Origin of the sequence: Paracoccus lichenicola, from assembly GCF_009708075.1 — a bacterium.
GTDB classification, from domain to species: Bacteria; Pseudomonadota; Alphaproteobacteria; order Rhodobacterales; family Rhodobacteraceae; genus Paracoccus; species Paracoccus lichenicola.
The window spans coordinates 54,514-77,854 of the sequence record NZ_WMBT01000007.1 but is presented as its reverse complement, the minus strand read 5'-3'; the positions used below and the strand labels follow the sequence as shown (position 1 = coordinate 77,854).

Below are 23,341 nucleotides of genomic sequence, written 5' to 3'. Positions count from 1 at the left end.
ACCCGGACCCGTCCAGGGGGGCTGCCGGGAGGTTCACCCGCGTCCTCAGCGCCTCGGCGGTTTCCTTGCGTTCCCAATGGCGGTCCGGCAGATGATCGCCCCGGTCGCGGGCCGGAAGGGTGAACTTCATCAGCGCCTCCATCCCATCGACGATCCGGTCGCAAGGGGCCGAAGGGCGCATCCGCCCGGTCTGCCGTCCGTGCCGGGGTGATCCGTCCCGCCGGCACGGTCGCGCCTTGCACCAGAGGTTGAGCGGTTGTAGGTTGCGCTCGCTTGTTCCCATTGACGATGCCGGGATTTCGACTGTTGGCCCCTTTCACCCCATCCACAGCTGATCCGTCGGCCCGGACGGCCTAGTCAGCGACCTTTGCCGCAAAACCCCAGGAGCGCAGACTTTCATGCCGATATCGACCGTCGTCACCTCCATGAAGGACGAGGCCCCCTATGTGATCGAGTGGGTCGCCTATCATCGGGCGCTCGGTTTCGACCGCGTCGTGGTTCTGGCCAACGACTGCACCGACGGCACGCACGAGATGCTGACGCGCCTGCACGAGATGGGGGCGATCTCTTACTACGAGAACGTGGTGCCGGTCGGGGCCAAGCCGCATTCGCGCGCGCTCAAGATCGCCAATCAGGCGCCCGAGGTGAAGACCGCCGATTTCGTGATGGTTCTGGACGCGGACGAATTCCTGGTCGTCAAGTCCCCGCCCCATACCCTGGATGTCCTGCTGGACCTGATGGATGACAAGGCGGCGGGCATGATGGTCATTCCGTGGCGGCTGTTCGGATCGTCCCACAACATCGAGTTTCAGGACCGCCCCGTCATCGAGCGGTTCACGCAGTCGATGGATGCCGCCGACCTGCCCAAGGTCGGCGTCAAGACCCTGTTCCGCCAGGCCGACAACGTCCGCCTTGCCATCCATTTCCCCAAGTTCGTCAAGAAGGCCGGCGAACCCGTCACCCGGTCGGACGCGGCATGGATCGACGCGGGCGGCCGGCCCCTGATCCAGCAGGGCCTGACCTGGAACGGCGGCAAGCAGACGATCCACCGCGACCACGCCGAGGTCGCGCATTTCATGATCAAGAGCCTTGACGAATATCTGCTGAAGATCTTCCGGGGCGACGGGCTGATGAACTCGAACCGGCACGGGATCGACTATTGGCGCAACGGCGACCACAACCAGGTCTCGGACCTGGTCGTGGCGGACAACGTGTCGGGTTTCACCGAGGAACGCGACCGGCTGTTCGCCGATCCGGTCCTGTCCGGCCTGCACCGCAAGGCGGTGGCGGCGCGGTTCGAGAAACTGGCCGGGATCTTGGCAAATCCCGACGTGCAAAGGTTGCGCACGATCCTGAAGAAAAGCACCGAGGGCGGCCTGCAACCCGAGGATGTCCAGACCTCGCGCGATCTGGTCAAGCAGATGTCCCCGGCCGTATCCACCGCAAAGCTGATCGACGGCGACATCCCCCATTCCACCCTGGTCAGCATCACCGACGCGGGGCTTGCGGATGCCGGCGCCATTTCGTGGCGGATGTTCAAGAAGGCGCGCCATCACGGCACGATGTTCTGGCCGGAAAAGAAATTCGGGTCGCGTCCGATCACGCGGCTTGTCGAGGGGTTGAAGCGCGCGCAGAAACGCGAAGCCTCGTTCAGCTTGGGCGTGCGCTGGTTCAACAACTATGCCCGCGCGGCGGCCCAGGACAGCTGGCCGCTGGACGAGGAAATCCTTGTGGTCCTGACGCGCGACGACGACAGCCTGATCGCGGGCTTTCCCGCCCATGTCGCGGCCTCCAGGTCGAAGCATGTCGAAAGGCCGCAGGGGAAAGATCGACCTTCCTTGCGGGAGGTTCTGACCGGCACCGAGACCCCGGCAGAGGTCGAGGCGCTGATCTCGGACGGCCGGCTTCTGGATCCCAGGCAGCGCCTGAAGGCCTATCTGAAGGCAAACCCCGACGCCATCGTCCTGAACCTCGATCACCCCGAGGCGGTTGACGCGGCCCTGGACGACCTTGCGGCGCGCGCGCCGGCGGGTGAGGCGGCGGCAAGGCTGTTGCGCGATTCGCTTGGCATGGCCAAGGACGATCCGTCCGATCCGAAGGGCGGCAAGAAGAAAGGCCGTTCCGCGCCGAAGGAGGAAAAACGCCAGCCGGCTAAGGCCGAAGAGGCCGCGGAAGGGACAACAGCCGCCGCCCCGGCCCGTCCGCCGCGGCCAGCCGCCGAACCGATGCGGATCGGGATCCTGACGCTGCCGATGAATCGGAACTATGGCGGCAACCTGCAAGCCTATGCGCTGATGCGCAAGCTGCGCGACATGGGCCACCATCCGGTGCTCGTGAACCGCCGCCACGGTGCGAAGGACGCCGGGCCTGACGCCGGGGACGCGGCGCGGGATGCCGAAACGCCGCTTTTCTCGGACCGGATCGGGTTGGGCCAGAACGTTCCCAACCGCATCTTCGTCGAGAAGCATCTGACGCCGATCTCCCGCCCGTTCGACAGCAGCGCGGCCCTGGCGGCCGAGGTTGACCGCTATGATTTCGGCGCGGTCATCGTCGGCAGCGACCAGGTCTGGCGCCCGAAATATGCGCGCAGCCTTCTGGGCGACTTTTTCCTGGGCTTTCTGTCCGACAGCCGGAAGAATACCCGGAAGATCTCGTATGCCGCGTCCTTCGGCAGCGAGCATGACGAATACGGCCCGGCGGACAAGGCGATCGTGGCGCCGCTTCTGCAATCCTTCGATGCGGTTTCCGTTCGCGAGGACAGCGCCGTGGACCTGTGCCGGGACATGTTCGGCGTCGATGCCCGACATGTCCTGGATCCCACGCTTCTGTTGACCCGCGACGACTATTCCGAGCTTCTGTCCGATGAGCAGCGCGCCGACAAGGGCAGCTACATGCTGGCCTATGTGCTGGACGCGACCCCCGACAAGGTGGCCGTCATCGACCGGATCTCCTCGGCCCTGGCCATAAATCCCCGCACGACCGGCGGGCTGCCCTTCACGGCGGATGATCCGTTGCGCTCGAAGGGCGGGGACAAGTCGGTCGAGGGATGGCTGGCGGCGTTTCGCAATGCCGATTACGTCGTCACGGATTCCTTCCATGGCGTCGCGTTTTCCCTCATCTTCAACCGCCCGTTCCTGGCCTATGGCAATGCCGAACGCGGCCTGGCGCGGTTTCAATCGCTTCTGCGGGCCGTCGGGCTGGAGGATCGGCTGGTCGTCGCCTCGGAAGGGTCCGATGCCCGTGCGCTGATGCGGCCGATCGACTGGCCTGCGGTCAATCGGCGGCTGGATGCGCTTCGGTCCCGTTCGCTGCGCTTTCTTGCCGATGCCCTGGGGGGCGGGCCGGAGGGCGGCGGAAAGGGCGGGGATACGCCGGAAGGGCACCGGGTTCGACAGTCCGAACCGTCCCCGGTCGCCGCGGGGGATGCGATCCCCGTGTCGGACAGCGACCGTCATCCGCTGGACCTGCATTGCACGGGCTGCGGCGCCTGCGTGTCCGAATCCGGCGGCGCGCTGAGGATGGCCTGGACGCCCGACGGCTTTCTGGAACCCCGCGCCACGGGCGGACCTGTCCCCCAGGGTGCCGCCAGGGTCTGCCCCTTCAACCCGGCCCCCGAGGCGGCGGTCCGGGACGAGGACGCGATCGCCGGCGAATGCCTGCCGGACGCGGGCCGCCACGACCCCCGGATCGGGCGGTTCGTGAACACCTATGTCGGGTTTAGCAAGGCCTTCCGGCCCAGTTCGTCGTCGGGCGGGATCGCGACCTTCGTCTTTGACAAGCTGCTGGAACGGGGCGAGGTCGATCACCTTTTCGTCGTGCGCCGGACGCCGGACGGGCAATACGCCTATCGCATGTTCGACCGCAGCGACGACATCCTGACCACATCGAAGACCCGCTATTACCCCGTCGCGATGGAGCAGCTTTTCCTGACGATAGGCGGGATCAAGGGGCGCGTCGCGGTGTCGGGGGTGGCGTGCTTCATCAAGGCCATCCGCCTGAAACAGCATTACGACCCCGCGTTGAAAGACAAGATCCCGTTTCTGGCCGGGATCATCTGCGGCGGGCTGAAAAGCCGGTTCTATACCGACTTCCTGGCGCAAGCCGCAGGCGTCCGGGGTAGCTATCGCGATGCGGAATACCGCGTGAAGTCGCCCGCCAGCCTGTCCAGCGACTATTCCTTCGCGGCCACGGGCGCGGACGGCCATGCGGGGCAGGTGCGGATGCAGAAGCTGGGGGACATGTGGGGCACCGGCCTGTTCAAGTCGCGGGCCTGCGATTTCTGCACCGATGTCATGACCGAGCTTGCCGACATCTCGCTGGGCGATGCCTGGCTGCCGGAATACAAGCAGGACGGCATGGGCAACAGCGTCGTCGTGACCCGAAGCCCGCTTGCCGACCGGATCATCCGGCAGGGCATCGCGAACGGAGAGCTGGAGTTGAAGGAAGTATCGCCCGACATCGCGGCCCGCACGCAAGGCGGCGGCTTCAATCACAAGCAGAAGGCCGTGAAGTTCCGCCTGCTGTCCGAGGATCTGTCCGGCGACCGCCAGACGCCCTTCGTGCGCCCCCGCGTGCTGACCGACAGCTCGGTGGCCGAGATGGTCGTGCAGGTGCTGCGCAACCGCACGCGCGCCAGAAGCCTGCGCGTCTGGCGGCAAACGCGCGACAACCGGGCGTTCATGCGGCGGATGCGGTCCTGCCTGCGCGCGCTGTCCGCGGCGACCGGCGCGCGCAAGCAATCGGCGCAGGTCGATGGCGACGCGTTCGGCGTCCTGGACCGGCCGGGCCAGGGCGCCGCGCGGCAGGGCGCGGTTTCCGCGGTCCGGGCCGCCCTGGTGCTGCTGGACAGGCGCGTGGCCGATGGCACGCTTACGCCCGCCATCCTGGACCGTGCGCTTGGGCGGTACGCCCCCGACGAAACAAGGGCGCTTGCGCAGACCGCCGATTGACCGGCAGCCCCCTTGGCCGGGGCGCATCACCGCATCACCGCATGACCAACCGCAAGAACGCGCCGGCGCCTGCCCGGGCGCCTGGATGGCGCGTGCGCCGATCTGCCGCCGCAGCGGCAGGATGCGCGGCCCTTGCATGAAAAACAACCTTTACGGGTTAATCACCCATAAAGAAGTTTGATAATGCTTAATACTTTAAATTAAACTTTAGGTTGATTTAACCCAGGGTTGAACCATATTGTGATCCGGTAGGTTCAATCTGTGCAATGTTGAAGGAAGGAGGGACGAACCAGCAGAGGAGACAGGCATGTCTGCCACGACCGACATCCGCATGATCAACCTTCAGGTCGCCGCCGAAAAGGCCATGGTGGCCGACAAGGCGGCAGGAACCTATGACGCCAATGTCGCGTCCGACAGCAAGTATTACCTTTGGCAATCGCAGTTCCAGACCCGCCCGGTGGGGATGGAGAACAGCCCCGAGGCCTATGCCCAGCTGCTTCGGCAAAGCCTGCCCGAAGTCACCACGATCCGTATCCCCTTCAACGCCTATTCCTTCAACCCCGACGGCTCGCTCGACCCCATGTTCGAGCGGTTCCTGACCGCCGCCACCGCGCAGGGCTTCGATTTCCTGTTCGTCTATGCCGACGGGGACCTGCAGCGCCTTGGCGAAAGCGACGGCCTGGGCCTGGACGCCCTCCGCGCGGGGCTGACCGGACAGGCCCATGACCGGATGATCGACGGCTGGGACAGGATGCTGGACTGGCTGGACGGGCATCCCGACGTGCGGGACGCGGTTTACGCCTTCGAGGCGGTCAACGAACCCGCAGCCTATAGCCGCGCCGAGACGCTGGGCGGCAATACCGGCGAATTCGTCCGCCTTTACGGCGACCACCTGGCCGCCCTGTCGGAATTCCTGGACGCCCGGTCGGACGCGCCGCTGATGGTCGGTGGCTGGGCCTATTCCGCGCAGTTCGACGTGCTGGCGCAAACCATCTCCGGCGACGGACGGACCAGCGTGCTGGACCAGATCCGCGCCGCGGTGGGCGAGGATCTGATCTGGTCGGTCCATCTTTATCCCGACTGGGCGGCCGGGGCGGGCCAGGATGTCCAAGGCATGGTCGACCTGATCGCCGAACGCTTCGCGGTGCTTGAGGATGACGACATCGTCCTGACCGAAACCAACCTCGACCCCGGTTCCGCGATGTCCTTCTGGATGGCGCGCGCCTACGAGGCGTTCGCGGATGCCGGGATCGGCATCGGCTGGTTCGCGGGCGCCGATTACGGACGATCGACCTTCGTGAACATCCTCAACGGGCGGCACGTCAACTTCATGCATCCCGACATCTTCGCGCAGGGCATGAACGCGTTTCTTCTGGGCGAACCCGATCCCGCCCATGCGGCGTCCGAGGCCGTCACGGCCACCCTGCTGGCCGGGAACGTTTATGACGACAACGGCGTCCGCCTGGCGCTGAACGGCATGGGCTTTGCCGCAGGCCATGACGGCAACGACACGCTGACGGGGATCGAACAGACCATCGCCATGCTGTACGGCGGCCGGGGCGATGACGTGCTGCAAGGCACCGCGGGGCGCGATCACCTGTTCGGGCAGGCGGACCGCGACACGCTGCTGGGCGGGGCGGGCAGCGATGTCCTGATGGGCGGCGATGGCGACGACCTGCTGAACGGCGGCGGCGGCAGCGACGTGCTGACCGGGGGGCGCGGCCGCGACCGCTTCGTGCTGGAGGTCGAGACCGAAAACACCGTCACCGACCTGCGCCTTGACCAGGGCGACAGCCTGACGATGGCCGGCCGCCTGTGGACCCAGGCCGAACTGCTGGCGGCGGGCACGCTGGTCGATCACGACGGCGACGGGCTTGCCGACGACCTGATCGTCGAACAGGGCGCCAGCCGGTCCATCTTCCTGAACATGCGCCGGCCCGACGGGATCGTCCAGGCCACCGACCTGAACGACAACGTCACGGTCGGCTATGCGGATGTCGAGGGCGACAAGTTCACCTGGGAAGGCGCGTGGGTCGCGGGGCTTGGGGGCAACGACACCCTGACCGGAAGCATCGCCTCCGACACGCTGGACGGCGGGGCGGGCGACGACGTGCTGGCCGGGCGCACCGGCGATGACGTGCTGGTCGGCGGCGAGGGCAATGACGCCCTGACGGGCGAGGGCGGCAATGACCTGATCGCCGGCGGCAACGGCAACGATACCGTCACCGGCAACACGGACAACGACACCGTGCGGGGCGGCCTGGGCGACGACATCATCGACGGGGGCGACGGCGACGATTTCCTGGCGGGCGAGGCCGACAATGACAGCCTGACCGGAGGGGGCGGAAACGACACCCTGTCCGGCGGTGCCGGAGTTGACACGATCCGGGGCGGCTATGGCGACGAAACCATCTTCGGCGAGGATGGCGACGATTACATCGACGGCAATGGCGATGACGACGCGATCGACGGCGGCGCGGGCAACGATTCGCTGATCGGCTCGGGCGGCAACGACACGCTGGACGGCGGCACGGGCGGCGATGTCACGGCGGGCGGATCGGGCGACGACATCCACCTTGTGGACAGCGCGGGCGACAGGGTGTCCGAAAGCGCGAATGGCGGGACCGACACCGTGATCTCGGCGATCAGCCACGTGATGGGCGCGCATGTCGAGAACCTGACGCTGGCGGCCGACAGCGGAAGCATCGCGGGAACGGGCAACTCGTTGGCCAACGCGATCCTGGGCAACGGCGGCCATAACGTGATCGACGGCGCGTCGGGCAACGACACCATCGACGGGGCGGACGGCAACGACACGCTGACCGGCGGGATCGGGAACGACTTCCTGCTGGGCGATGGGGGCAAGGATCGCCTGACCGGCGGCGCAGGCACCGATTCGCTGAGCGGCGGCCTGGGCGCGGATACCTTCGTCTTCCTGGCGCTGTCGGAATCGACCGTGGGCGATGGCCGCGACCGGATCACCTATTTCAAGCACACGCAGGGCGACCGGATCGACCTGGGCGCGATCGACGCGAGGACCGATCTTGCGGGGAATGACGCCTTCATCTTTATCGGGTCGGCCGCGTTCTCGGGCACGGCGGGACAGCTTTCGGCGCGCGCCGTCCAGGGCGGCACCCTGATCGCGGCGGATGTCGATGGCAACCGGGTCAGCGATTTCGAGTTCCTGATCGAGGATGCGGCCTCGCTCAACGGGGATTCGTTCCTGTTGTGACGGCGCGGGGCAGCCTGGCCGTGCCATCGCGGCACCGCCGGGCTGGCAGCCCGTCGTCAGCGCGCGCAACCCTCGCCCGGACCCCAATCGGCGCCGACCAGCCTGACCCGCAGCTTGCCCCAGGACAGCAGCGTATCCTGTCCTTGACGGGCCACGCCCAGGTCGCAGCGGAACCCCGGACCCAGCAGGGTCCAGTCGATCCTGTCCTCGGCCGGGGAAAAGTCGGTGATCGTCACCTCGCCTTCGGGCGGGGGCATGAACAGGTCCGGCCCGTCGCCCCCGGTCAGGGTCGTGGCGGCGGCATTCGCGGCGATCAGGCGGTCGGCGCCCGCACCACCGTCCAGCAGGCCGCTGCCTTCCAGATGATCGTCGCCGGGACCGCCCGCCATCCGGTTGCCGCCCTCGGGGTCGATCAGGACATCGTCGCCCTCGCCCCCCTCGATCACGTCGTCGCCGCGGTCGCCGAACAGCCAGTCGTCACCCCCATCCCCCGCAAGCACGTCGTCATCGGCGCCGCCATACAGCATGTCGGTGCCCGCGTGGCCTTGCAGGCTGTCGTTGCCTTCCATCCCGAAGATCAGGCCATGGGCATCGCCCACGCCATCCGTCAGCCTGTCGCGGTCGGATGCCGCCTGCGGGGACACCGCGGCCGCATCGTCGCCCCCCGTGGCCCAGGCTTCCCGGAACAGGCCGGGACCGGAGGCGCGCGACCATCCCCAATGCGCGAAGGCCGCCGATTCGACCGACACGCCATAGCCGCCATGCCTGCCGTTCCAGTGCAGCAGCTCGCTTTTCCGGCCGGTCGGGGGCCACCAGGTAAAGCCGATCCCCTGCTCGGCCAACCAGGGCAGTTCCCGGGCCATGTTGAAGCTGGTGATCGCCCGCTTGTCCGTGCCCAGGGGCGACAGGGAACCCGACGCGGTGTGCAACTGGGTTTCCGTGATCAGGATGTCGTCGCCGCTGTCGCGCAGCGCGCCGAGCCGCTTGCAAATCTGGGTTTCAAAACCCGTCCTGCCGGGATCGGGATGGCCGGGCGTCACCCAGCCTGGATACATGTGCACCGACCAGACCAGCGCCGGGCCTGCCGCCTGCCGGATCATGTCGTGGTCCAGATCCGCGAACTGCGCCGAGGCCCCCAACCCCCCGACCAGGATCCGCTTGCCGCCCCAGTCCAGCGCGCCGACAAGATCGGCGATGTGCCGGCTGTAGAGACGCCCGGCCTTTGGTCCCTTGCCATAGGCCATCGGCTCGTTGATCAGCTCCCACCCGGCGACCGCCTCCAGGATGGCGGCGTTCTCGGGCCGGGCGAACCAGGCCAGCATGACCTGCCAGTCGCGCAGCACCCGGTTGATCTTCCACGGCCCGTCCGGCTGGTCCAGCGCGTCCGCCGGGCCAAGCTGGTCGGCGCCCAGGATATGCGCCCCCGGCCGGTCCCGGACATAACCGCCCGCCAGCTCTCCGTCCGAGTTCTGGATGATCAGCCGATACCCGCGTTCGGCGGCGGCGCGCGCGAAGGCCGCCCAATCGGCGGCGGCGGCGGATCGGGCCGTGGGGGCGTTGAGATCCAGCCGCAGGACATTCACCTCGGGGAAGGCCCCCGACAAGGCGTCGAGGACCTGCGCCACCGATCCCCCGTGGGCGATGCGAAGGCCCGCCGCTGTCCGCCACCCGACCATGTTGGCCATCCCCGCCGTGTCCGACGGCTTGCCGTCAAGCCGCACCACCAGGGGGCGGCCCGCGCCGTCGCGCACCGGCTCTCCCGTCAAGGGATCGTTCAGGACGGCAAGGTCCTGGCCGCCCCGCAGCTTCTGCATCACGTATCCGCGCAGCTGCGGATCAAGGGTTTCGCCGTCCAGCGTGGTGACGAGGTCCGGTTGATCGACCACGGTGACGTATCGCGTGGCAAAGGAAACGGCGCGCCAGTCGGCCATGCTGGAATTGAAACTCGGGTCGGCACAGTCCATCGGGAATATCCAGTTCGCAAGAAAAGGCAGGGCAAGCGCGACGCCCGCCGGTGCCGCACGGGAACGCGGCAACGGGGCGCAAGTTGCAGTTGCAGGACGGCGGAAGCAAGGACCGCAAGCCGTGTTCCTGCGCCCTGGCCCTTCTCTGCCGAGCGATCGAGGGGTTCCGGAAGGGCCAGGATGCCAGGAAACGCGCGCTGAACAACGCCTGCCCCAGAAAGCCGATGCCGATCCAGACGCCTTGCGCTGTCATGTGCCTGCCGTTCGTTGCCCCTTGGTCCCGACTGGCACCGCAACCTTGCGCCAGGCTCACAATCCCGGTCCCGGCGGCATCAAACGGCCGTCACCCCGCGCCGACGCCGAACAGCGTCCCCACAAGGGCGGTCGCGCCCATGGCCAGGACGCCCCACAGCGCCACCCGCATCGCGCCGCGCAAAACGCCCGCGCCGCCCGCGGTCGCGCCAAGGCCCCCCAGGACCGCAAGCGCCAGCAGCGTGGCCGTCGCGACCACGACCGTGATCTGCGCGGGCGGCGCCAGCAGGGCCACGGCCAGCGGCACCCCCGCGCCCGCCGCGAAGGTCAGGGCCGAGACCACCGCCGCCTGGACCGGATGCGCGGTCACGGTGTCCGAGATCCCCAGCTCGTCGCGGGCATGGGCGCCAAGCGCGTCATGCGCGGTCAGCTGCACCGCCACCTGACGGGCCAGGCCGCGCGTCAGGCCGCGCGCCTGGTAGATTTGCGTCAGCTCCTCAAGCTCGGCCTCGGGCATCTCGGCCAGTTCCTTGCGTTCGCGGGCCAGGTCCGCGTTCTCGGCATCGGTCTGCGAGCTGACCGAAACATATTCCCCCGCCGCCATCGACATCGCCCCCGCCACCAGCCCGGCCAGGCCCGCGATCAGGACCTCGGCCCGCCCTGACCCGGCGGCCGCCACCCCCACCACCAGGCTGGACGTGGAAAGGATGCCGTCATTGGCCCCCATCACGGCGGCCCGCAGCCAGCCGATGCGGTGAACCATGTGGACTTCGGAATGGGACAGCCTGCTCATGCGGGGACTCCTTCTCGGGCGGGGTGCGGCGCCGTTCGGGCGCGGGCGGAACGGATGCGCAAGGCGCGCCGCGCGTCAAGGATGACGGCATCGACCGCCTTCCAAGGAAACGCGCCGGGGACCGGGGCAGCGTGACGTGCCGCCGGATGCCGGGCCAGGGCAGATGCCCGGCACGAAGGCCCTGCACCTATGGCGCTGCCGGTGGCGATGTCAGCCGCAGGCGGGTCAGGGTCAGCACCTCCCCGTCCCCGTTGCACGTCAGGCGCACGCGCCACCGGGGCGACTGGAACGTCAGGCGGAACCTGCCTGCGTCCTGTCCCTCGCCGCGCTCGACCGTGCTTCTGATGCCCCCCGACCGCATGAGACCTTGGAAAGCGGGAACGTCAAGCTCCAGCAGCGGTGCGATCTCGGCCGCCGCGATGACGGGGCGGTCCCCGTCGAACCCGACCTTCATGGCAAAGCGGGGATCCATGGCGCATTCCTTTCTTCAGGCGGCAGGCGGTTCGTCGGCGGGACCGAAGAAGCCATGCCGGCCTCGCGCAGGCTGCCCACGAAAGGGCGCGGGCCGCAAGAACAGACCTGCGCCTTGGCCACGAACGGGCAAGGCCTTGGCAGGACGGCATGGCCGATGTGCTTCCGCGCGCCGCTCCACCGTCGCGCCCGGATCTTCTTGCCGCCGGAACGGCCCGGATCTTGCGCAAGGGATTCGTTATCGTTTTGCAGGGAACGGGCATCCGGTGTTACAAATCCCCCATGACGCTTGTGCCGATCGGCTGTGCCCGCCGTTCGACCGACAACCCGGATCCCGCCGCACGGGGGGGATCCCCGCCGGCAAAAGGAGATGCGGCCCATGCATGATACCGGCGACCCTTCCATCGGCGTGCCGCGGCCGGGCGTGCACCGGACGCTGGCGCAGCGGGCGGTGCCGTGATGGCGGACAGCGCGAAGCCACCCCGTCCGCCCCTGCTGAAAAGCCAGACCCGCCAGGCCGACTGGCGCCGGGCCAATCCGGCCAAGTACACGGCCCATCTGGCGGTCCAGCGGGCGCTCGTGTCGGGAACGCTGCACAAGCAGGGCTGCGAGGTGTGCGGCCATGACGCGGTCGATGCCCATCACGACCGCTACGACGAGCCGCTGGCCGTCCGCTGGCTGTGCCGCAGCCATCACGTCAAGCTGCACCAGGGCGGCGAGGACATGTTCCCCATCGGTCCCTTTCCGGCGAAAGGCCCTTCCGCGAAGGAGTGACGGTCCCTGCCGGAAAAAGGGGCCGAGGGGCGGGCGCCATCCCGTCGGGCCGCCCCGACAAGCGCGGCGCGCCGCGGGTGCCAGGCGCTGTCCATTCCCGCGACGATGCAGCGCCCGGTCTGCCCGGTTCTTGATCATCGCCTGCCCGGAAAGACGCCGGGGGCGGATTTGCGTGGTTGACCCCGCCGCGTCCGTGTCCATCTTGCAAGGTGCCGCACCGCCGCCGCCGAAGGACCCCGATGACCGATCCCCGTCCCATCGTCCTTTCGGACGATCATGTCGCCCTTGTGCCCCTGGCCGACGGGCCGCTGCACGATCCCCGCTGGCGGATGCTCGAGGATGCCGACCTGGACCGGCTGGCCGAAGGGCTGACGCGCGGACGGCCCCGGCCGATCCCGGTCTTTGCCTATGGCTCGCTGATCTGGAACCCGGGCTTTGCCGTGCAGGCGCGCCGCCGCGCCACGGCGATCGGCTGGCACCGCAGCTTCTCGATCTCGCTCGACCATTTCCGCGGCACGCCCGAGCGGCCGGGGCTGATGCTGGCCCTGGCCCGGGGCGGGCAGTGCGAGGGGCTGGTGCTGGACATCGCCGAGGACACCGAGGCCGAGTCCCTGCGCGCCATCCTGCGCCGGGAACTTGTCGCCCATGAACTGGCCGCCAATGCCTGCTGGATCACCGTCGAGACCGGCCGCGGGCGCGAGGAGGCGCTGACCTTCTATGCGGATCCGGTGGGCACGCAGACGGCCCGGCTGACGGTGCGCGAACAGGCGCAGCGCCTTGCCTGCGCGGCGGGCGCCGCCGGGTCGGGGGCGGAATACCTGTTGCGCACCGTGCGCGGCCTGGCCGACCACGGCATCCACGACGACTATATCTGGACGCTCCAGCACCATGTGGCCGAGGAGATCGAGGCCGCGATGTCCCCCACCCCCGCGCCCCGCACCGAGGCGTCCGAAAAGGGCTGAGGAGGCGCAGGGCAACGTCGGCCCCCGCCCCCCCGTCAGCCGAAGGTAAAGTCCGACACCGTCAGGCCCGTGACATCGGCCACCGTCAGGCGGTGCTGCGAGGGATCGCCGGACCCCAGGGCCGCGCCGTAATCGAGAACGGTGCCGCCGCCCGCGATGTCGATGAAGCGGTCGGCCCCGTCCAGCGTCCCGTTCCCGTCGGTGTCGAGGTCCGACCATTCCAGCCGCCCGTCGCGGAACCGGATGATGTCGCCTTCCGCGCTTCGGAAGTCCTGGATGGTGTCCAGCCCGTCGCCCGCGTCGAAGACGAAGGTGTCCGCGCCCCCGGACAGGACCGACCGGAAGCCCCCGTCTGCCGTGCCGTCGCCCCACAGCACATCGTCGCCCCTGCCCCCGGCGATCCGGTCGTTTCCGCCGGTCAGCTGGGCTAGGAACAGGCCCTCTGCCGTGCCGTCGCCGTAGACGGTATCGTTGCCGTCGCCGCCGAAGATCCGGTCGTCGCCCCCCTCCAGCACCAGGTCGTTGCTGTCGTTGCCGTCCCCGGCCAGCCCGTCGCCATACAGAAGATCGGCGCCGCTGCCGCCATACAGGCGGTCCTCGCCCCCGGCCAGGGTCGCGCCGTCCGCGAAGATGTCGATCACGCCGTCGCCCAGCACGACATCCCGGCCCGCGCCCGCGCTGATCGTGTCGTCGCCCCCCGTCAGGGTTCCGGACCCGGCCCGCGCGATGGAAATGCCGCCGTCGCCCAGCACCGTGTCGTTGCCCGACCCGCCGTCCAGGACATCGTCCCCGCCCGTCATGGCGTTGTTGCCGGACCCCGCGTTGCCGTCGCCGGTCAGGCTGTCGTTGCCGTCGCCGCCGAAGATCGTGTCCGCGCCGCCCGTGAATGCGGGCAGGCCGGTCCGGTCGGTGTTCACGGTGCCGTCGCCGGTCAGCACGTCGTCGCCCGCGCCGCCGCGCAGCAGGTCCCGCCCGCCCGTCAGGGCCGAGACGCCGAAGGTCGCCCCCAGGACGACCCCGTCGCCGAAGAGGGTGTCGTTGCCGGACCCGCCGTCCAGCAGGTCCGCCCCGCCCGCCAGAGTGCCCGACGAGGAGATGGCCAGCCGCAGCACCCCGTCGCCGTACAGAAGGTCGTTGCCGTCGCCGCCGGACAGCGTGTCGGCCCCGCCCTCGATCCGCTGGTCGTCGTTGCCGAAGAACGACGTGGCCAGGCCGTCGCCGTAAAGCGCGTCGTCGCCGTCGCCGCCGGCCAGCAGGTCGCGCCCGCCCCGGATCAGCGCCAGCCGGGATTGATCCCCCACCTCGGTCGTGCCGTCGCCATAGAGCGTGTCGTCGCCCGTGCCGCCGTAAAGCAGGTCGTGGCCGCCGATGATCACGGCCTGCACGGCGTTGTCGCCCAGGACGATGCGGCCGTCGCCCCACAGCCGGTCGTCGCCGGTGCCGCCGCTCAGGGCGTCGGCCGCGCCCCTCAGCCGGGCCTGCGCGCCGTCGCCGCGGTCGATGTCGCCGTCCCCGAACAGGTCGTCGCCCCCTGCGAACCCGAACAGGATGTCGCGGCCAAGGGTGCCTGACAGGTCATCCGCCCCGTCCGTGCCCTTCACGAGATTGGTAGCCATTCCAGATCCCTCCAGTTGTGGCGCCGCTGCTGACCGGCGGCAGGATGACCATACCACGGCGGCGGGACCGGTGTCCCTGCCGGCGGCGCGCAGGGCGGCAAGCGGCGTGTTGCCGCTGGACAGGACCGCAACCATGATGCTTCAAACGCCGGACGCGGGCCGCAAGGCCGTGGTTCATGGCAAGGAGGACGGGATGGTCGATCTTCACGGCAAGGTTGTTCTGGTCACGGGGGCCAGCCGCGGCATCGGCGCCGCCGCCGCCCGGGCCTTCGCCCGGGCGGGCGCATCCGTAGGCCTGATGGCCCGGGATCAGGGGGCGGTGGAAGACCTTGCCCGCCAGCTTGGCGGCATCGCCCTGGCGGGCGACGTGGCGCGGCCCGCGGACATGGACCGCGCCGTGGCCGGGCTGCGGGACCGCTGGGGGCGGCTGGACGTGCTGGTGAACAATGCCGGGCTGATCGGGCCGATCGCCGGCATCGCCTCGGCCGACGCGGACGAATGGGGCCGGGCCATCGACGTGAACCTGAAGGGGGTCTTTCACGGGATGCGCGCCGCGCTGCCGGTGATGCGCGCCCAGGGCGGCGGAACGGTCCTGACGGTCGGATCCGGCGCGGCCCATGCCCCCCAGGAAGGCTGGAGCGCCTATTGCGCCGGCAAGGCGGGCGCCTGGATGCTGACCCGCGCCCTGGACCTCGAGGCGCGCGGCGACGGCATCCGCGCCATCAGCCTGTCGCCCGGCACGGTCGCCACCGACATGCAGGCCGCCATCCGCGACAGCGGCATAAACCCGGTCAGCCGGCTGGACTGGTCGGCGCATGTCCCGCCCGAATGGCCCGCCCGGGCGCTGGTCTGGCTGTGCGGTCCCGAGGGCGACGCCTTCCTGGGGGCCGAGCTGTCGCTGCGCGACGAAGGGATCCGCCGCCGCATCGGCCTTGTGGCGTAACCTGCGATCCGTGCAAGAGGGAACGGAACCGCGGCCCGGGCCAGGCGTTCGGCTTGGGCCGTTTGCCGGCCCGGACGGTCCCGAAGGAGAAAGCGTGACGAAGACCAAGGACCTGGCGATCATGATCGTGATCGCCCTCGTGATATGCGGCGTGTTCATTCTCGACCTTTATGTCCCCTTGGGAACGGCGGTCTGGCTTCTCTATATCCTCCCGCTCGCGTTCAGCTTTTCGGCCAGCCGGTCCTGGATCCCCCTGCTTGCGGCGGTCCTGTCCTGCATCGCCATGGCCGGGGGGTTTTTCCTGGATTTCGGCGCGCCGGGCATCCCGACCCATGTGGCGGCCATCAACCGCACCCTGGCCGGCGGCGTCTACCTGATCCTGGGGGCCACGGGACGGCTTCTGATCCGCAACCGCGCGCTTCTGGCGCGCGAGGCCTGGCTGCGCGAAGGCGAAGCGGCGCTGTCGCAGGCCGTGCAGGGCGATCCCGGGGCCGACCTGCTGGGCCAGCGGATCCTGGCCGCGCTGTGCGACCGCGTGGGCGCGCGGGCGGCGGTGGCCTGGTCGGCCGGCGGCGGCAATGTCCGCAGGCTTTCGGCCTGGGGCGTGGACCAGTCTGCCCTGGCCGGGCGCGAGGGCGCCGCCGACGGCCATCTGGCCCGCTGCCTGGCCGAGGGCCGGGCGGTGCGGCTGACCCTGGCGCCCGACCAGGCGCTTGGCTGGTCGTCGGGCCTTGCGCGCGGGCGCGCGGCGCACGCGCTGATCGTGCCGTTGCGCGAAGGGGACCGGATCGACGGCGTCCTGGAATTCGGCTTCGACAGCCCGCCCCCCGACCGGGCGGCCGACCTGCTGGGCCGCGTCTCGGAACGGCTGGCACTGGCGCTGCGGTCGGTCGAATACCGCGAACGGTTGCAGGACCTGCTGGAGGAAACCCGCCGCCAGGCCGAGGATCTGCGCAGCCACGCCGAGGAACTGGCCGCCAGCAACGAGGAGCTGGAGGAACAAAGCCGCGCCCTGCGCGACAGCCAGCGCCGGCTGGAGGAACAGCAGGCCGAACTGGAACAGCAGAACAGCCTGCTGGAAGGCCAGACGCGGGAACTGGAAAACCAGCGCGACGCCCTGGCCGGATCGCGCCGCGAGCTTGAGGCCAAGACGGTCGAGCTGGCGCGCGAAAGCCGCTACAAGTCCGAATTCGTGGCCAACATGTCGCACGAATTGCGCACGCCCCTGAACGCGCTGCTGATCATGTCGCGGCTGCTGGCGGAAAACCGCGGGCGCAACCTGTCGGACGAACAGGTCCGCTGGGCTGAGACGATCGAAAGCTCGGGCAAGGATCTGCTGGCGCTGATCAACGACATCCTGGACCTGTCCAAGATCGAGGCGGGCAAGCTGGACATGGCCGTCGAGGCGGTCGATCCGCAAGGCATCGCCCGAAAGCTGGTGCGCGCCTTCGAGGAACAGGCCAGGGCAAAGGGCCTGGAACTGGGCTTCGACCTGGCGCCGGGGCTGCGGCCCATCCGCACCGACCCCGCCCGGCTGGAACAGGTGTTGCGCAACTTCCTGTCCAATGCGCTGAAATTCACCGAACGCGGCCGGGTGACGCTGCGGGTCGCGCCCGCGGGCGGCGACATCGCCTTTTCCGTCACCGACACCGGCATCGGCATCGACGAAGACCAGCAAGCGGTCGTGTTCGAGGCCTTCCGCCAGGCCGACGGCACCATCTCGCGCCGCTTCGGGGGGACCGGACTGGGGCTGTCGATCTCTCGGCAACTGGCGGATCTGCTGGGCGGGCGGATCACGCTGGACAGCGCCAAGGGCCGGGGCAGCACCTTCACGCTGGTCCTGCCCATGGCAGCCGAGGGGCGCGAAACCCTGCCCGCCCCGGGTCCCTTGCCCGCGCCCGGCAAGGCGGCGCCTGACGACGCCCCCGCCCCCCTGGCCGCCCTGCCCGGCCTGGCGGACGACCGCGACCGGGTCCAGCCCGGCGACCGGGTGATGCTGGTGGTCGAGGACGACGCGGCCTTTGCCCGCATCCTTTACGACCTCGCGCATGAACTGGGCTTCCGTTGCGTCTGCGTGGACCGGGCCGACGACGCGGTGCGGGCAGCAAAGCGTTTCCTGCCCCAGGCCATCGTGCTGGACATCCGCCTGCCCGATCATTCCGGCCTGTCGGCGCTGGACCGGCTGAAGCGCGACACCGCCACGCGCCACATCCCCGTCCATGTCATCTCGGCCGAGGATTACACCCGCGAGGCGCTGTCCCAGGGGGCCATCAGCTACATGCTGAAGCCCGTGGCCCGCGACCAGCTGGAAGCCATCATCCGCAATCTGGAACAGCGCCTGGCCGACCGCCTGCGCCGCGTCCTGATCGTCGAGGACGATCCCGCCCAGATGGAGGGACTGCGCGCCCTGCTGGCCAGTGACGAGGTCGAGACCATCGGCGCGGGCACCGCCGCCGAGGCGCTGCGGATCTGCCGCAGCCAGACGGTCGATTGCATCGTGCTGGACATGACGCTGCCCGACGCCTCGGGCTTCGACCTGCTGGAACGGCTGGACGCCGACGGCACCGCGGCCTTTCCGCCGGTCATCGTCTATACCGCCCGCGCGCTGGACGAGGCCGAGGAACAGCGCCTGCGCCGCTATTCCAAGTCGATCATCATCAAGGGCGCGAAATCGCCCGAACGCCTCATCAACGAGGTGACGCTGTTCCTGCACCAGGTGGTGTCCGACCTGCCCGCCCGCCAGCGCGAGATGCTGGCCGCGTCGCTCAACCGCGACGCCCAGCTGGAAGGCCGCCGCATCCTGGTGGTCGAGGACGACATCCGCAACATCTATGCCCTGACCGGCGTCTTCGAACCCCACGGCGCCACCGTCCAGATCGCGCGCAACGGCCGCGAGGCGCTGGAGGCGCTTGGGCGCATCGACGACGGGGCCGCTCCACGCGTGGATCTGGTGCTGATGGACGTGATGATGCCGGAAATGGACGGGCTGACCGCCACGCGGGAAATCCGCAAGATCGACCGCTGGAAGACGCTGCCCATCATCATGCTGACCGCCAAGGCCATGGCCGAGGACCAGAACCGCTGCATCGAGGCGGGCGCGAACGATTACCTGTCCAAGCCGCTGGACGTGGACAAGCTGTTGTCGCTGACCCGCGTGTGGATGCCGCGATGAGCCTGCCGCCCGTTCCGGCCGGTCCCGCGGACGGCATCGAGCTGGACCTGTTCCTGGAAGCCCTGCACCGCCGCTGGCATTACGACTTCCGGTCCTATTCCCGCGCCTCGCTGGTCCGGCGGGTGGACCTGGCGCGCAAACGGCTGGGCTGCGCCACGCTGTCGGACCTGCAGGGGCGGGTGCTGCGCGACGACGCGGTGCTGCCCGACGTGCTGGACGCGATGACCGTGCAGGTCAGCGAGTTGTTCCGCGACCCGGCCTATTACCTGTCGCTGCGCCGCAACGTCGTCCCGCACCTGCGCACCTTCCCCTCGCTCAAGGTCTGGGTGGCAGGCTGCGCGGACGGAGAGGAGCTTTATTCCCTGGCGATCCTGCTGCGCGAGGAAGGGCTGCTGGAGCGCACCATCTTCTACGCGACCGAGATCAACCGCCGCGCCTTGGCCCGGGCCGAGGCGGGCGTCTATCCCATCGACCGCCTGCCCGCGTTTTCCCAGAACTATCAGCGCGCCGGCGGCACGGGGACGCTGGCCGATCACTATACCGCCGCCTATGGCCGGGTGGCCTTTGACCGCGGCTTGCGGGCGCGCACGGTCTTCACCGAACACAGCCTAGCCACCGACCAGGTCTTTTCCGAGGTGCATCTGGTGTCCTGCCGCAACGTGCTGATCTATTTCGACAGCCCCTTGCAGGATCGTGCCCTGGGCCTGTTTGCCGAAGGCCTGGCGCGGGGCGGCTTTCTGGGCCTCGGGTCGCACGAAACCCTGCGGTTTTCGTCCCATGCCAAGGCCTTCGCCCCCTTCGACGAGCCTTGCCGGATCTGGCGCCGCGTGGCAAGCCTTGCGGATGCACATGCCTGACAGCCCCATCCGCTTCCTGATCGTCGATGACATCGCCGAAAACATCGTCGCGCTGGACGCGCTGCTGCGCCGCGACGGGCTGGCCGTCGATCACGCCCGCTCCGCCAACGAGGCGCTGGAACTGATGCTGGTCCACGATTACGCGCTGGCCTTCCTGGACGTGCACATGCCGGGCACCGACGGCTATGACCTGGCCGAAATGATGCGGTCCATCGAACGCACGCGCGGCGTGCCGATCATCTTCGTCACCGCCGCCGAACGGGACGAAACGCGCCGCTTCCGGGGCTACGAGGCGGGCGCCGTGGATTACATCTTCAAGCCCATCGACCCGGTGGTGCTGAAATCCAAGGCCGAGGTGTTCTTCCGCATCGGCCAGCAGGCCCGCGACCTGCAACGCCAGCGCGACGAGATGGAGCGGATCGCGCGCGACCGCGACCGCGCCGCCAACCGGCTGCGCGCCCATACCGACAATTCGCCCCTGGCCTTCGTGACGCTGGACCAGGACCTGACGGTCCGCGACTGGTCGCAGGGGGCCGAACGCATGTTCGGCGTTCCGGCGGCGCGGATGATGGGACGCCCCGCGCTGGACGGCGGCTGGCTGGATCCGGCGGGTGCGGCCACGCTGCGCGCCTGGCTGCGCCCCGGCGACGGGGCAGCGCCCCGCCATTCGGCCGAAATCCCCCTGGGCCATGGGGGGCGGGGACCGATCTCCTGCGCGATCTACGGCTCGATCCTGGTGGAGGGGGAACAGCGCACGCTGTCGCTGCAAATCCTGGACATCACCGAGCGCAAGCGCGCCGAGGAGGTCCGCGCGCTGCTGGTGGGCGAATTGAACCACCGCATCAAGAACACCCTGGCCAATGTCCAGGCCATCGCCCGCCAGGGCCTGCGCCGGTCCGCCGGGCTGCAGGATTTCGAGCAAAGCTTCAACGGCCGCTTGCAGGCCCTGTCCCGCGCCCATTCGATCCTGTCGGATTCGACCTGGTCCAGCGCGCCCCTGGACCGGATGATCGACGACCAGATCCGCGGGGGCACCCTGGACGGCGACCGGTTGCGCCGCAGCGGTCCGCCGGTGGAACTGACCCCCGACACGATGCTGCGCATGGCGCTGGCGCTGCACGAACTGGGCACCAACGCCGCCAAGTACGGCGCGCTGTCTGTCCCCGACGGGATGGTCCACCTGGACTGGTCGCTGCAAGGCAAGGGCATCCGCCTGACCTGGCGCGAAACCGGCGGGCCGCCCGTCACCCCGCCCGCCAAGGGCGGCTTCGGGTCGGACCTGATCGCGGCGGTGGCGGGGGGCGAGGACGGCGCCGTCACCGTGGACTGGCAGCCCGGCGGCGTCGTCTGGACCATCCGGTTGCGCGAAGGCGTCACCCCCCTGAAGGCCGGGACCGGTTCCGGCATCGGCCCGGCGGAACCCGCCCTGGTCCCCGCGGCGGCCCTGGAGGGATGCACCATCCTCGTGGTCGAGGACGAACCCCTGGTCGCCATGGACATCCGGTCCGAGCTTGAGGACGCGGGCGCAGGCCCGGTCCGCGTCGCCCGCACGGTCGATGCCGCCCTGGCGGCGCTGGACGGGGACCGGTTCGACCTTGCGCTGCTGGACGGAAACCTCAAGGGGCAAGCCGTCGATGCCGTCGCGGAGCGGCTGCGCCGGTCCCGCATCCCGTTCTGCTTCGTGTCGGGCTATGGCCGGGAACATCTGCCCGGCGGGTTCGAGGACGCGCCGCTGATCCAGAAGCCCTTCGCCCCCGCCGCCCTGCGCCGGGTCCTGGCGGACCTTCTGTTTCCCCCCTCCGCCCGCGCGGCCGAGTGACGGCGCCGACGCTTGGGGTTTGACTGCGGGCGGCGCTGCTGTAGCGTGGCGCGGCAACGATGCGGGGGCGGATGATGGATTTCCTGGCCAAGGCGACGGCCCTTGTCGGCGGCACCATGGTGGCGCTGCGGCGCTTTGGCGCGCCCCGGACGCAGGCCGTGGGTCTGGTCCCCGCCATTCCCCCGGCCCGCAGGCAGGGCATCATGACGCTGAAGATGCCCTCGGCGAAAGGCTGGGCGCCCGGGCATGTGCCCGATGCCGCCCCGGGGCTGGCGGTCAACGCCTTCGCGTCAAACCTGGACCATCCGCGCTGGATCGAGGTGCTGCCCAACGGCGACGTGCTGGTGGCCGAGGCCAAGGAACAGCCGGGACCCGCCAGGACGCTGATGGACCGCGCCGCCCAGGCCACCATGCGCCGCGCCCATGCCATCGGCACCAGCGCCAACCGCGTCACACTGTGGCGCGACGGGGACGGGGACGGGGTGGCCGAGATCCGCGAGGTCTTCGTGGAGGGACAGAACCAGCCCTTCGGCATGGCGCTGGCGGGCGGCACCTTCTACCTGGGCAACACCGACGGCATCGTCGCCTTCCCCTATCAGGAGGGCCAGACGCGGCTGACGGGACCGGGGCGCAGGCTGGTGGACTTCAAGCCCGGGGGGCACTGGACGCGCAGCCTGCTCGCCTCGCCCGACGGAACGCGTCTTTACGCGGGCGTGGGGTCGCTCAGCAATATCGGCGACAAGGGGATGGAGGCCGAGGATGGCCGCGCGGCCATCTGGGAACTGGACCTTGCCAGCGGGCAGGCGCGCGTCTTCGCGTCCGGGCTGCGCAATGCCGTGGGCATGGCCTGGGAACCCGCGACGAACGTGCTGTGGACGGTGGTGAACGAACGCGACGGCCTGGGCGACGAGACCCCGCCGGATTACCTGACATCGGTGCAGGAGGGCGGCTTTTACGGCTGGCCCTACTGCTACTGGGGCCAGACGGTGGACGACCGCGTGGAACAAAGGCCCGACCTGGTGGCCCGCGCGATCACGCCCGACTACGCGCTTGGCGGGCATACCGCGTCCCTGGGCCTGTGCTGGATGCCGGCGGGCACGCTGCCGGGCTTTGGCGAGGGCATGGTGATCGGCCAGCACGGGTCCTGGAACCGCTCGACGCTGAGCGGCTATCGGGTGGTCTTCGTGCCGTTTGACAAGGGCCGCCCGGCAGGCCCGCCGCGCGACCTGCTGTGGGGCTTTCTGTCGGACGACGAACGCCACGCCTTCGGCCGTCCCGTGGGGGTCGCGGTGGGGGCGGACGGGCGCTCGCTGCTGGTGGCCGACGACGTGGGCAACGTCGTGTGGCGCGTCAGCGGGACCTGACTACTCGGTCGGGTCGTCGCTGGCCGGGGCGGGGGTGGTCCGGGGGTCGTGGACAGGCTGGCGCGCGCTGCCCGAGGGCGGGATCGGCCCGTCCCCCTTGCGCAGCGAAGGCCGCGTGGTCTGGTCCTTGTCCAGGTCCATGTCCTTTTCCGCGTCACGCATCATGGCCTCCT

General features: G+C 69.5%; 14 protein-coding genes. 9 read left to right on the top strand and 5 right to left on the bottom strand.

The genetic code is table 11. The features are described 5' to 3' along the window. The first annotated feature begins 398 nt into the window (after nucleotides 1–398). A complete protein-coding gene (locus GIY56_RS12315; RefSeq protein WP_154765147.1) occupies nucleotides 399–4,949 on the top strand; it encodes a polysaccharide pyruvyl transferase family protein in 4,551 nt (1,516 codons plus the stop codon). A gap of 307 nt (nucleotides 4,950–5,256) precedes the next feature. Continuing rightward, nucleotides 5,257–8,181: a calcium-binding protein gene (locus GIY56_RS12310; protein WP_154765146.1), complete on the top strand. Its 2,925-nt coding sequence runs from the start codon at nucleotides 5,257–5,259 to the stop codon at nucleotides 8,179–8,181. 56 nt (nucleotides 8,182–8,237) lie between these two features. On the opposite strand, the gene GIY56_RS12305 is transcribed toward GIY56_RS12310, so the two are convergent. From GIY56_RS12305 to GIY56_RS12295, 3 genes are all read right to left on the bottom strand, one after another. After that, a complete protein-coding gene (locus GIY56_RS12305) occupies nucleotides 8,238–10,145 on the bottom strand; it encodes a calcium-binding protein (protein ID WP_154765145.1) in 1,908 nt (635 codons plus the stop codon). Between the two features lie 343 nt (nucleotides 10,146–10,488). Beyond that, complete coding sequence (locus tag GIY56_RS12300) at nucleotides 10,489–11,190, bottom strand: VIT1/CCC1 transporter family protein (protein WP_154765144.1); 702 nt, start codon at nucleotides 11,188–11,190, stop codon at nucleotides 10,489–10,491. Nucleotides 11,191–11,377: 187 nt separating this feature from the next. Next, nucleotides 11,378–11,662, bottom strand: a complete 285-nt coding sequence (locus tag GIY56_RS12295) for a DUF6522 family protein (RefSeq protein ID WP_230312472.1) — start codon at nucleotides 11,660–11,662, stop codon at nucleotides 11,378–11,380. A 458-nt stretch (nucleotides 11,663–12,120) separates the two neighbouring features. Between GIY56_RS12295 and GIY56_RS12290 the strand changes: the two genes are divergently transcribed. Both GIY56_RS12290 and GIY56_RS12285 read left to right on the top strand, forming a co-directional pair. Then, nucleotides 12,121–12,435: a hypothetical protein gene (locus tag GIY56_RS12290; RefSeq protein ID WP_230312471.1), complete on the top strand. Its 315-nt coding sequence runs from the start codon at nucleotides 12,121–12,123 to the stop codon at nucleotides 12,433–12,435. A 239-nt stretch (nucleotides 12,436–12,674) separates the two neighbouring features. Next, on the top strand, nucleotides 12,675–13,397 hold the full coding sequence (locus GIY56_RS12285) for a gamma-glutamylcyclotransferase (RefSeq protein ID WP_154765143.1): 723 nt from the start codon (nucleotides 12,675–12,677) through the stop codon (nucleotides 13,395–13,397). A gap of 35 nt (nucleotides 13,398–13,432) precedes the next feature. Here GIY56_RS12285 and GIY56_RS18770 read toward each other — a convergent pair whose 3' ends face one another. Beyond that, nucleotides 13,433–15,013 carry a calcium-binding protein gene (locus GIY56_RS18770; protein WP_196053616.1) on the bottom strand — a complete coding sequence of 527 codons (1,581 nt, stop codon included), beginning with the start codon at nucleotides 15,011–15,013 and terminating at the stop codon, nucleotides 13,433–13,435. A gap of 193 nt (nucleotides 15,014–15,206) precedes the next feature. On the opposite strand from GIY56_RS18770, the gene GIY56_RS12275 reads away from it, so the two are divergent. From GIY56_RS12275 to GIY56_RS12255, 5 genes are all read left to right on the top strand, one after another. Then, a complete protein-coding gene (locus GIY56_RS12275) occupies nucleotides 15,207–15,956 on the top strand; it encodes an SDR family oxidoreductase (protein ID WP_154765224.1) in 750 nt (249 codons plus the stop codon). Between the two features lie 94 nt (nucleotides 15,957–16,050). Beyond that, nucleotides 16,051–19,128: a response regulator gene (locus tag GIY56_RS12270; RefSeq protein ID WP_328288536.1), complete on the top strand. Its 3,078-nt coding sequence runs from the start codon at nucleotides 16,051–16,053 to the stop codon at nucleotides 19,126–19,128. Continuing rightward, nucleotides 19,125–19,985: a CheR family methyltransferase gene (locus GIY56_RS12265; protein WP_154765141.1), complete on the top strand. Its 861-nt coding sequence runs from the start codon at nucleotides 19,125–19,127 to the stop codon at nucleotides 19,983–19,985. The genes GIY56_RS12270 and GIY56_RS12265 overlap by 4 nt, the downstream gene beginning before the upstream one ends. After that, nucleotides 19,978–21,804 carry a response regulator gene (locus tag GIY56_RS12260; RefSeq protein WP_154765140.1) on the top strand — a complete coding sequence of 609 codons (1,827 nt, stop codon included), beginning with the start codon at nucleotides 19,978–19,980 and terminating at the stop codon, nucleotides 21,802–21,804. The genes GIY56_RS12265 and GIY56_RS12260 overlap by 8 nt, the downstream gene beginning before the upstream one ends. A 74-nt stretch (nucleotides 21,805–21,878) precedes the next feature. After that, nucleotides 21,879–23,168: a PQQ-dependent sugar dehydrogenase gene (locus GIY56_RS12255; protein WP_154765222.1), complete on the top strand. Its 1,290-nt coding sequence runs from the start codon at nucleotides 21,879–21,881 to the stop codon at nucleotides 23,166–23,168. On the opposite strand, the gene GIY56_RS12250 is transcribed toward GIY56_RS12255, so the two are convergent. Beyond that, nucleotides 23,169–23,330 (bottom strand): hypothetical protein, encoded by a 162-nt coding sequence (locus GIY56_RS12250; protein ID WP_154765139.1) that lies wholly within the window; start codon nucleotides 23,328–23,330, stop codon nucleotides 23,169–23,171. Nucleotides 23,331–23,341: the final 11 nt, after the last annotated feature.

Coding starts and splice junctions, on each gene's coding strand:
- GIY56_RS12300 (WP_154765144.1), bottom strand. CDS start 11,190: ATGAGCAGGCTGTCCCATTCCGAAGTCCACATGGTTCACCGCATCGGC.
- GIY56_RS12295 (WP_230312472.1), bottom strand. CDS start 11,662: ATGGATCCCCGCTTTGCCATGAAGGTCGGGTTCGACGGGGACCGCCCC.
- GIY56_RS12255 (WP_154765222.1), top strand. CDS start 21,879: ATGGATTTCCTGGCCAAGGCGACGGCCCTTGTCGGCGGCACCATGGTG.
- GIY56_RS12285 (WP_154765143.1), top strand. CDS start 12,675: ATGACCGATCCCCGTCCCATCGTCCTTTCGGACGATCATGTCGCCCTT.
- GIY56_RS12250 (WP_154765139.1), bottom strand. CDS start 23,330: ATGCGTGACGCGGAAAAGGACATGGACCTGGACAAGGACCAGACCACG.
- GIY56_RS12310 (WP_154765146.1), top strand. CDS start 5,257: ATGTCTGCCACGACCGACATCCGCATGATCAACCTTCAGGTCGCCGCC.
- GIY56_RS12265 (WP_154765141.1), top strand. CDS start 19,125: ATGAGCCTGCCGCCCGTTCCGGCCGGTCCCGCGGACGGCATCGAGCTG.
- GIY56_RS12290 (WP_230312471.1), top strand. CDS start 12,121: ATGGCGGACAGCGCGAAGCCACCCCGTCCGCCCCTGCTGAAAAGCCAG.
- GIY56_RS18770 (WP_196053616.1), bottom strand. CDS start 15,013: ATGGCTACCAATCTCGTGAAGGGCACGGACGGGGCGGATGACCTGTCA.
- GIY56_RS12305 (WP_154765145.1), bottom strand. CDS start 10,145: ATGGACTGTGCCGACCCGAGTTTCAATTCCAGCATGGCCGACTGGCGC.
- GIY56_RS12315 (WP_154765147.1), top strand. CDS start 399: ATGCCGATATCGACCGTCGTCACCTCCATGAAGGACGAGGCCCCCTAT.
- GIY56_RS12275 (WP_154765224.1), top strand. CDS start 15,207: ATGGTCGATCTTCACGGCAAGGTTGTTCTGGTCACGGGGGCCAGCCGC.
- GIY56_RS12260 (WP_154765140.1), top strand. CDS start 19,978: ATGCCTGACAGCCCCATCCGCTTCCTGATCGTCGATGACATCGCCGAA.